Source organism: Desulfovibrio sp., from assembly GCF_035644575.1.
In the GTDB taxonomy this organism is placed as follows: domain Bacteria; phylum Desulfobacterota; class Desulfovibrionia; order Desulfovibrionales; family Desulfovibrionaceae; genus Desulfovibrio.
The window spans coordinates 1-8,909 of sequence record NZ_DASQOG010000237.1; the positions used below are offsets into that span (position 1 = coordinate 1).

Sequence of the window (8,909 nt, forward strand, 5' to 3'; positions counted from 1 at the left end):
GACCGAGGAAGTTTTGGATTGGAAGGAAGCCATTGCCAGGGTGCTCAACAAGCGCGACATGTACGTCAAGCTGCTTGCCAAGTTTATTGAAACGGAGCGCGACACCCCGTCAAAGGTGGCTCAGGCCCTGAAGAGCGGCAATAAGGAAGAAGCACGCAACCTTGTGCACAGCACCAAGGGAGCAGCCGCCAATCTGGGGGCCAAGGCGCTGGCCGCCGCTGCGCTTGAGCTTGAAATGGCCGTCAAGGCCGGGGCGGATACCGACCGCGCCATGAGCCATTTTTCTGCCGCGCACATGGACACGCTTGTGACCATGCACGCCTTTATGACGCAGTAGACCGGCTTTGCTGAAAAAGTTGAGCCCCTCCGCCGAATTCCGGCAGGGGGGCTTTTTTTTATGGGCGGCAGGCTTGCGCTGGCCTGAGCTTGGTCAGTGATCCCTGCAATTTTGAAGCACTAAGAGAGGAGCAGGCTGGATGCCCCTATGCAAAAAGCCTCCATCACCGCAAAAGATTCAATGTCAGTCGGGCACAGCCTAGGGGCAGAAGCATTCGTGCGTTTCGTCCATGAACTGTTCAAGTTTTGCCACAGCCTTGCGAAGTTCGCTTTCAACCTGCTGGTGTTTCTCCGGCGTGTCGCGAAAGGCTGGCAGGGAGACGCTCATGGCGCAGTCCACGCGTCCGGCAAAGGTAACAGGCACAGCGTAGCAATGCAGCTGCGGGTTGATTTCGCCAATATCTCTGGCGATGGCCCCCTGTCGTACCCTTTGCAGTTCTTCCAGAAAAGCATCCATGTCAAAAGGCTCGGTGCAGAGCTCCCCGGCAAAAAGGGCGACCACCTCCTCCCTTTTACACTGGCTGAGCAGCGCCTTGCCCAAAGCCGTTTTGCGGGCGGGCATGCGCGAACCGACGCGGGAAATGATCTGGATAGGCTCGCGTGAATCCACCTTGGCTATGTAGAGCACCTCGGTATGGGAGAGGATGCCCAGCTGGCAGATTTCGGCGCAGGCGTCCACCACCTGTCGCATGCAGGCTTGCGCCTGTGCCATGAGTGGGTCTTGCGTGCGAAAACCCTCTGAAAACAGATACAGGCCCCGGCCCAGTTCATACCGGCCCGAGAGTTTGTCTCTGCGAACAAAATCATGCCGTTGCAGGGTTTCAAGAATGGGCGAGATCGTCCCCTTGCTGCTGCCGATGCACAGGGAAAGCTGGGTAAGCGTGAGGCCGTGTTCTGCATCAGCCAGGGCTTCAAGAAGTGATATGACCCGCTGGGTCGGCATGTGGACGGTTGGTTTGTGTTGGTCTTGCATGACCAGTGTTTTGCACGGAAAAGCAATTTTTTCAAGAAAGGGTCAGGGGGATGCTTGACGCAGATTGTTTGTCCGTATAGTTTGTATTTACGTATTAAGTTCGTATATGCAAACAAATGGCTGCAATCCTGAAAAGAGGGTGACCAAATGGGAACAACGGGTGCTCTGATTATTCTTGGCGTGACGATCGTCGGCATCGTGGTGCTGTGCGTGCGTTACAGGGTTCATGCATTTTTGGCGTTAATGGCCGCCTGCGCCTTTTTGGGGATTGCCAGCGGCATGCCCCTGGGGGCCATTGGCTCGTCCATCGAAAAGGGCATGGGCAATACCTTGGGCTTTCTGGCCCCCATCCTCGCGCTGGGCGCGTTCATGGGCAAGATGCTCGAGGTTTCGGGCGGCGCGCAGCGGCTTGCCAAATCGCTTATTGACGTTTTTGGTCAGACCAAGGCCTACTGGGCCATGCTCATCATCGGCTACATCTGCGGCATCCCCGTGTTTGCCCAGGTGGGCATGGTGCTGCTGATGCCCCTGGCCTTCTCCATTTCCAAGGAATCCAAGCTTTCCATCCTGCTGGTGGCGCTTTCACTCTACACGGGCCTTCTGGTTGTGCACTGCGTTGTGCCGCCGCACCCCGCCGCCATGGCCATTGCCAAGGAACTGAACGCCGACGTGGGCAAGGTGATCATTTACGGCCTCATCCTGGTGGTGCCCGGCGCCGTCATCGGCGGCCCCATCTTTGCCAAGTACATCAGCAAGCGCATCATTGTGCCGCTGCCTGAAGGGGCCGTTACCACCGTTATCAGCAAGGATGGCCGCGACCTGCCCAACTTTGTCGGAACCCTGCTGCTGACCCTGCTGCCGCTGATCCTCATGATCGGCAAGACCGTGGTGGAATTTTCTTCCAGCAAGGATGCGGCCTACATGCCCCTGGTGGAATTTTTGGGCCATCCTGTGATCGCCCTGTTCATTTCCGCCGTGGCTTCCCTGATCTTCCTCGGCGTGAAGCGGGGCTTCAGCTCCATTGAACTGAGCGGTTTCTGCGACAAATCGCTCCTGCCCATGGTTTCCATTTTGCTGGTCATTGGCGCTGCGGGCAGCTTCAACAAGGTCATCATGGATTCCGGCATGGGCAACGTGCTCAAGGACGTGCTGGTCACGCTCAATATGCACCCGGTCATCATGGCCTGGCTCATTGCGTCCATCATGCGCTTTGCACTGGGCAGCGCCACCGTTGCCATGATGACGGCAGCGGGCTTTATCAGCCCCGTGCTGGCCGTGCATCCTGTTGACCCTGCGCTCATGTGCATTTCCATCGGCGCGGGCGCCATCGGATGGTCGCACGTGACTGACTCCGGCTTCTGGTTCTTCCGCGAATTCCTGAACATGTCGGTCAAAGACATGTATATGTCCTTCACGTTGTCCGGCTGCATTGTGTCGATCATTACGGCGATATTCTGCTACCTGGCTTCGTTTGTTATTTAACTGCGCTACACGGAGAATATGATGAAATATATAACGCCCACACTTACCGCGCTGAAAAGCAAAACAGAAATTGACGTGCAGTCGTGCCTCAAGCACTACGACTTTCTTATCAATGCCGGTATTGACGGCGTGGCCATATTCGGCAGTTCCGGTGAATTTCCGCATCTTTCTGTTGAAGAACGCAAGAGCCTGATTTCTGCGGCCATCAAGCACATAGATCGCCGCATGCAGGTGCTGATCGGCACTGGCGACATGCGGGTTGAAGAATGCGTCGCTATGTCCAACTTTGCCTTTGAGCAGGGTGCGGACGGCGTGATGGTGGTGGGACCGTGGTACTTTGCCCTCACCGATGCGGACGTGATGAGCTACTTCGGCGCTGTGGCGGAGCAGGTGCGCGGCAAGGTGTACATCTACAACTACCCCGACCGCACAGGATACACCATTTCGCCCAGCGTGGTGCTTGAACTCGCGCGCCGCTATCCCAATATTGTGGGCATCAAGGACACCATCCCCGACATGGCCCACACGGTGGAGCTTATCCAGACCGTCAAGGGCAACATCCCCTCGTTTGAAGTGTTGAGCGGCTTTGACCATAACTTTGCGTCAAACGTTCTGGCTGGCGGCGATGGCTGCATTGCGGCTGTGTCCAACGTGCGGCCCGACCTGTGCGTGGCCTGGCGCGATGCCATGAAGGCCCGTGATTTTGACGGCACCATGAAGTATCAGCAGCTGTTCAACCGCATTGTGGGCGTGTACGGATTTTCCTCGCCCTTTATGGCGGCCATGAAGGGCCTGCTTGTAGATGCGGGCATTTTTGCCTCTGCCACGGTTGCGTCTCCCTATCAGGAGGCAACCTCTGCCCAGATGTTTGCCGTGCGGGAATTCATGCGCGGTTTTTAGGGCATTTCACGCGTACAAAGCCCCAGATGGAGCAATCGGCGTTGGTTACGCTGACGCCGTCTCGGTTTCAGGTGCGCTGTTAAGGATGCAAAGGGCGGCCTTCCCTCTGGCCGCCCGCTGAAACCGGCAACTTCTCAACAAAGAGAGTATGCTATGTCCATTGCAGATATTTACGCCAATCCGCAGAATGATGTGTACAATGTAAAGACCCATGCTTCCGGCCCCAAGGGTGCGCTGCCGCTCACTGGCGACATGCTGCGTGACCTGCCCTCCGGCGATATTTTCGGCATGACCCTGGATGCGGGCATGGGCTGGAAGCCCGAAGATATTCTTGGCCCCAATGTGCTGATCATCAGCACCCTTGGCGGCAAGCGCAACGATGACGGTACCCCCGAAGCTCTGGGCCTGCACGTGGGCCACTGGGAGCTGGGTTTGCAGATTTCCGCCGCCAGCAGCGAGATCAAGCAGCAGAAGGGCGTGCCTTTTGCCTCGTATGTGACCGACCCCTGCGACGGACGCACCCAGGGCACAACAGGCATGTACGACTCCCTGCCCTTCCGTAACGATGCGGCCATGGTCTTCCGCAGGCAGATCCGTTCCCTGCCCACAGTTGGGGCTGTTATCGGCGTTGCCAGCTGCGACAAGGGTCTGCCCGCAACCATGATGGCCCTGGCCTCCATGCACGACTTGCCCTGCGTGCTCGTGTCCGGCGGCTCGACCCTGCCCCCCACCGAAGGTGAAGACCTCGGCAAGGTGCAGACCATCGGCGCTCGCTACTCCAATAACGAGCTGAGCCTTGAGGATGCATGCCGCCTTGGCTGCCGCGCCTGCGGTTCAGCTGGCGGCGGCTGCCAGTTCCTCGGCACTGCCGGTACCTCGCAGGTTGTGGCCGAAGGCCTTGGTCTGGCCCTGCCGCACACTGCCCTTGCTCCCTCCGGCGAACCCGTGTGGGTGGAAGTGGGCCGTCAGTCGGCCAAGGCCGTGATGGGCCTGCTGAAAAAAGGCATCACCATCAAGGATATCATTACCGACAAGGCCATTGAAAACGCCATGATGGTGCACGCGGCTTTTGGCGGTTCCACCAACCTGCTGCTGCATCTGCCCGCCATTGCCCATGCGGGCGGTTGCCACCGCCCCACGGTGGAAGACTGGGCGCGCGTGAACAGCAAGGCCCCCCGTCTGGTCAGCGTGCTGCCCAACGGCCCCGTGTATCATCCCACCGTCCGCGCCTTTATGGCAGGCGGCGTGCCGGAAGTCATGCTGCACCTGCGCGACCTTGGCCTGCTGCATCTGGACGCCCTCACTGTCACCGGCCACACCGTGGGCGAAAATCTTGAATGGTGGGAAAAGAGCGAACGCCGCGCCCACTTCCGCCGTATGCTCAAGGAGCTGGACAACGTGGAGCCGGACGATGTGATCATGTCGCCCGCCCGCGCCAAGGAGCGCGGCCTGACCTCCACCATTACCTTCCCCGTGGGCAACATTGCGCCCGAGGGTTCGGTCATCAAGTCCACGGCCATTGACCCCACGGTTATCGATGCTGATGGCGTTTACCGCCACACGGCGGCCATCAAGGTTTTCACGGCCGAGCCTGACGCCATCAAGGCCATCAAGGCCGGAAAGATCGAAAAGGGCGATATGCTGGTGGTTATCGGCGGCGGCCCCTGCGGCACCGGCATGGAAGAAACCTATCAGCTTACCTCGGCGCTCAAGCATCTGTCGTATGGCAAGTATGTGTGCCTGCTGACGGACGCGCGTTTCTCCGGCGTCTCCACCGGTGCCTGCGTGGGCCATATCGGGCCGGAAGCGCTTGTGGGCGGCCCTGTTTCCAAACTGCGCGACGGCGACATTGTGGAAATGGTCGTGGACTGCAACAAGCTGGAGGGCCGCGTCAACTTTATCGGCACTGACCCGCAGCATCCCCTTACGCCCGAGGAAGGCGCCAAGGTGCTTGCCGGGCGCGAAACGCACCCCGGCCTCAAGCCCGCGCCCGCTCTGCCTGACGACACCCGCCTGTGGGCGGCCTTGCAGGCCGTGAGCGGCGGCACCTGGGGCGGCAGCGTGTATGATGTGGACAAGATTGTCACAGTGCTTGAGGCTGGCAAAAAAGCCCTGGGCATGTAGCAGGCCCATAGAGCCTTATCAATGAAAAGGGCCGCTCCGTGATTCGGGGCGGCCCTTTGGCATTTATAAATGAAAAAATGGCTATGCGCCCGAAGCTTCAAGCACAAAGCGGCGCACGGCGCGCATTTCTTCGCACAGGGCAGGGTAGTCGAAGCGGGTAAAGCGTCCGTCCTGATACAGCACCTCGCCGCCCACCATGGTCATGCGGGTTTCCATGCCCGTCGCCGCGTACACAAGGTGCGACACTTCATTATACATGGGTTGCAGGTTCGGTTCGCTCAGATCAAGGGCCACGCAGTCGGCTGCCTTGCCGGGGGCCAGCGAGCCAAGGCGTTCATCGTGCATGGCCGCTGCGCCGCCGAGGGTCGCCATATCCAGCACCTGCGCCGCAGGCAGCAGTGTGGGATCAAGCCCTGTGAGCTTGTGCAGCAGGGCCGCGCGGCCCATCTCTGAAAACATGTTCAGCCTGTTGTTGCTGGCAGCGCCATCGGTGCCAAGGCCCACTTGCATGTCGCGCGCAAGCATGGCAGCCACCGGGGCCGCGCCCGAGGCCAGTTTCATGTTGGACGAAGGATTGTGGGCCACCACGGCCTTTTGCCGGGCCAGCAGGTCAAGCTCCGCCGAAGTCACATCTACCACATGGGCAAGGGTGCAGGGCACGTCGAGCAGGCCGAGACCACGGCAGTATTCCGTGGGCCTTTTGCCCTGGGCAGACAGGCAAATCTGCGTTTCTGACGGGGTTTCCGCCAGATGAATGTGCAGGGGCAGGGCAAGCTCCTGCGCGAGGTCGCGGCAGGCGGCCAGGATTTCCGGTGTGGTGGTGTAGACGCTGTGCGGGTTTACGGCCACACGCAGGCGGTCGTGATTGCGGTATTTTTCCGCCAGGGCGCGGGTTGCGTCCAGCGCTGCCTCCGGGCCCGGAAAAGCCGCAGAGGGAAAAGCAAAAACAGCCTCGCCGCCCAGGCAGCGCAGACCTGCCGTTTCGGCGGCCTCGAAGACCGACTTTTCAAAAAGATACATGTCCACGCAGGCGGTGGTGCCCGTGCGCAGCATTTCCGCATAGCCAAGCAGACTGCCGAGGCGCACCATTTCCGGCGTCAGCTTTTGCTCCACGGGGAAAATACTCTGGTTCAGCCAGTCCATGAGCGGCATGTCGTCGGCAAGGCCGCGCAAAAAGGTCATGGCTGCATGGGTGTGGGCGTTGACGAGGCCCGGCAGAACGAGCATGTTTTCGAGGTGCAGGGTGTTGCCGGACTGCCAGTTCTGGGTGATCTCGGCGGTGGGGCCGACTGCGGCAACCAGACCCTTGTCGATGGCCAGAGAGGCCTTTTCTATAACGCGGCGCTGCTCGTCCTGAGTGACGATGCAGGCAGCATGGAGCAATGTGTCGCAGTGGCGCATGCGTTTCTCCGCAGACAGGTTGGCGTGATATTTCCATTAATGACGCGAGATTTCAGGTGTAGCGCCCTGGCTCGCGCTTGGCAAGAGTTCTTGCCGTACCGGGTGAAATGGCGTGAACAGCATGCGTTGTCTGGTTTTGCACGGCCTCGCGGGGAGCCCCTTTGAGGTGCGGCCTGTGGCCGATGCCCTTGAAGCTGCGGGGCATGTTGCCGTGTGCCCGGTGCTGCCGGGGCATGCCGCTTCAGAAGAAGAATATCTGGCAAGCTCTTACACGCAGTGGCTTGCCTGCGCCCGCGCTGCCTACCTTGAGCAGTGCGCGGGCGGCCCCGTACTGCTGGCTGGCTACTCGCTGGGCGGGCTGCTGGCGCTGGACATTGCCGCAGAGGCTGCACATGGGCGGCTTCCGGCTCCGGCGGGCCTGCTCCTGCTGGCAACGCCGCTTTTCGTGTGGCGCTTGCATCCCCTTTTCCTTGCTGACTGGCGCATGCCGCTGCTGCCCCTGTGGTGCCGGTTGCAGCCGGTGCGGCAGGTGCCGTCACGGTCTGCGGCCAGCAGGGCCGTTGCCCCCTGGCAGGGACACGAAACCCTGTGCTCGTACCGCCACTTGCAGCAATTGGCGCTGGCGCAAAAAAGGGTGCGGGCGGCTCTTGGCAATATACGTGCGCCGCTGTGCGCCGTGCAGCTATATAGCGATGGCGTATGCCCGCCTTTCAATTCCAGTTTTCTGGTTGAGCAGTGCGGCGCGACTGATGCGAGGCTGCATCTTTTGCGGGTGACAAGCCCTCACGGCGGACATTTGCCAACAACGCACATGGAAAGCCGCGAGCGCATGGCCGCCATTGCCGTGGCCTTTGCCAGCGAAGTGGCGGCGGGAAAGGCTTGCAAGATTGCGCCGCAGCGTATATAGAAATTCGCTGACATTGCCCTAAAATCGGGCGCGGGCTACCTTTTGCCCTTGCCGATGTCGGGCGGTACTTTTTTAATGCTATACCCACACCCTATGGAGGTGCGTTTTGTTTGAATCCTTAGCTTATGCCATGGGCACGCCCCAGGCCGGGGCCGCTCCCGCCAGCGGACAGGAAATGCTGATGCAGTTTCTGCCCCTCATCGTCATGTTTGTCATTTTCTGGTTCCTGCTCATCCGTCCCCAGCAGAAGCGGGCCAAGGCCCACAAGCAGATGCTGTCTGAGCTGAAGCGCGGCGACCACGTTATGACCTCAAGCGGCCTGCTTGGCCGTATTCTTGAGATCGACGATGAACAGGTGCTTCTTGAGAGCGGCGAAGCCAAGCTGCGCGTTTCGCGCGGTTCCATCGGCGGCGTTGTGCCTGTCAAGGGCGGCAAGGACACCAAGGAAGAAAAGTAGCAGGTCGCCTTGGCGGCTTGTGTCTGCCTCTGCCTGGCGGGCAAAGTGCATGGCCCATGAGCTGGACTGGCGGTTGCCGGATCGGCTCAAGGGCTTTTGCCTCTTGACGTGCCCGGATTTTCGGGTCTTCGGAGTTTCCGGCTTTGTCGGTAGCCATCGGCTGCCCCTCAGGGGGATAGCCGCATGGCTGCGGCAAAGCTTAATCTGTTGTGTGGAAGGTGAACGATGGGTCTGCTCTGGCGCTTGTCCATAGCCATCATGGTTTTTGTGTTGTCCCTTGTTTACGCGCTCCCCAGCGTTCCCTATCTGGGAACAGCTCTTGAGCGCGT

8 protein-coding genes are annotated in these 8,909 nt (G+C 59.9%); 6 read left to right on the forward strand and 2 right to left on the reverse strand.

Features of this window, described 5'->3' with window-relative positions:
* Positions 1-337 (forward strand): Hpt domain-containing protein (locus tag VEZ52_RS13335; RefSeq protein WP_324837250.1); only part of this gene is annotated, 337 nt, incomplete at its 5' end.
* Between the two features lie 198 nt (positions 338-535).
* Here the strand turns inward: VEZ52_RS13335 and VEZ52_RS13340 are convergent.
* Complete coding sequence (locus VEZ52_RS13340) at positions 536-1,309, reverse strand: IclR family transcriptional regulator (protein ID WP_324837251.1); 774 nt, start codon at positions 1,307-1,309, stop codon at positions 536-538.
* A 147-nt stretch (positions 1,310-1,456) separates the two neighbouring features.
* Here VEZ52_RS13340 and VEZ52_RS13345 point away from each other — a divergent pair, with 147 nt between their 5' ends.
* From VEZ52_RS13345 to VEZ52_RS13355, 3 genes are all read left to right on the forward strand, one after another.
* On the forward strand, positions 1,457-2,791 hold the full coding sequence (locus VEZ52_RS13345) for a gluconate:H+ symporter (protein WP_324837252.1): 1,335 nt from the start codon (positions 1,457-1,459) through the stop codon (positions 2,789-2,791).
* Positions 2,792-2,812: 21 nt separating this feature from the next.
* Positions 2,813-3,691 carry a dihydrodipicolinate synthase family protein gene (locus VEZ52_RS13350; RefSeq protein ID WP_215647274.1) on the forward strand — a complete coding sequence of 293 codons (879 nt, stop codon included), beginning with the start codon at positions 2,813-2,815 and terminating at the stop codon, positions 3,689-3,691.
* A gap of 153 nt (positions 3,692-3,844) precedes the next feature.
* The gene (locus VEZ52_RS13355) at positions 3,845-5,815 is read left to right on the forward strand and encodes a YjhG/YagF family D-xylonate dehydratase (protein ID WP_324837253.1); all 1,971 of its coding nucleotides are present in this window, start codon (positions 3,845-3,847) and stop codon (positions 5,813-5,815) included.
* An 81-nt stretch (positions 5,816-5,896) separates the two neighbouring features.
* On the opposite strand, the gene VEZ52_RS13360 is transcribed toward VEZ52_RS13355, so the two are convergent.
* Complete coding sequence (locus VEZ52_RS13360) at positions 5,897-7,216, reverse strand: amidohydrolase (RefSeq protein WP_324837254.1); 1,320 nt, start codon at positions 7,214-7,216, stop codon at positions 5,897-5,899.
* 121 nt (positions 7,217-7,337) lie between these two features.
* On the opposite strand from VEZ52_RS13360, the gene VEZ52_RS13365 reads away from it, so the two are divergent.
* Both VEZ52_RS13365 and yajC read left to right on the forward strand, forming a co-directional pair.
* The gene (locus VEZ52_RS13365; protein ID WP_324837255.1) at positions 7,338-8,123 is read left to right on the forward strand and encodes an alpha/beta hydrolase; all 786 of its coding nucleotides are present in this window, start codon (positions 7,338-7,340) and stop codon (positions 8,121-8,123) included.
* A gap of 106 nt (positions 8,124-8,229) precedes the next feature.
* Positions 8,230-8,580, forward strand: coding sequence for a preprotein translocase subunit YajC (gene yajC / locus VEZ52_RS13370; protein WP_414649523.1), 351 nt, complete (start codon positions 8,230-8,232; stop codon positions 8,578-8,580).
* Positions 8,581-8,909: the final 329 nt, after the last annotated feature.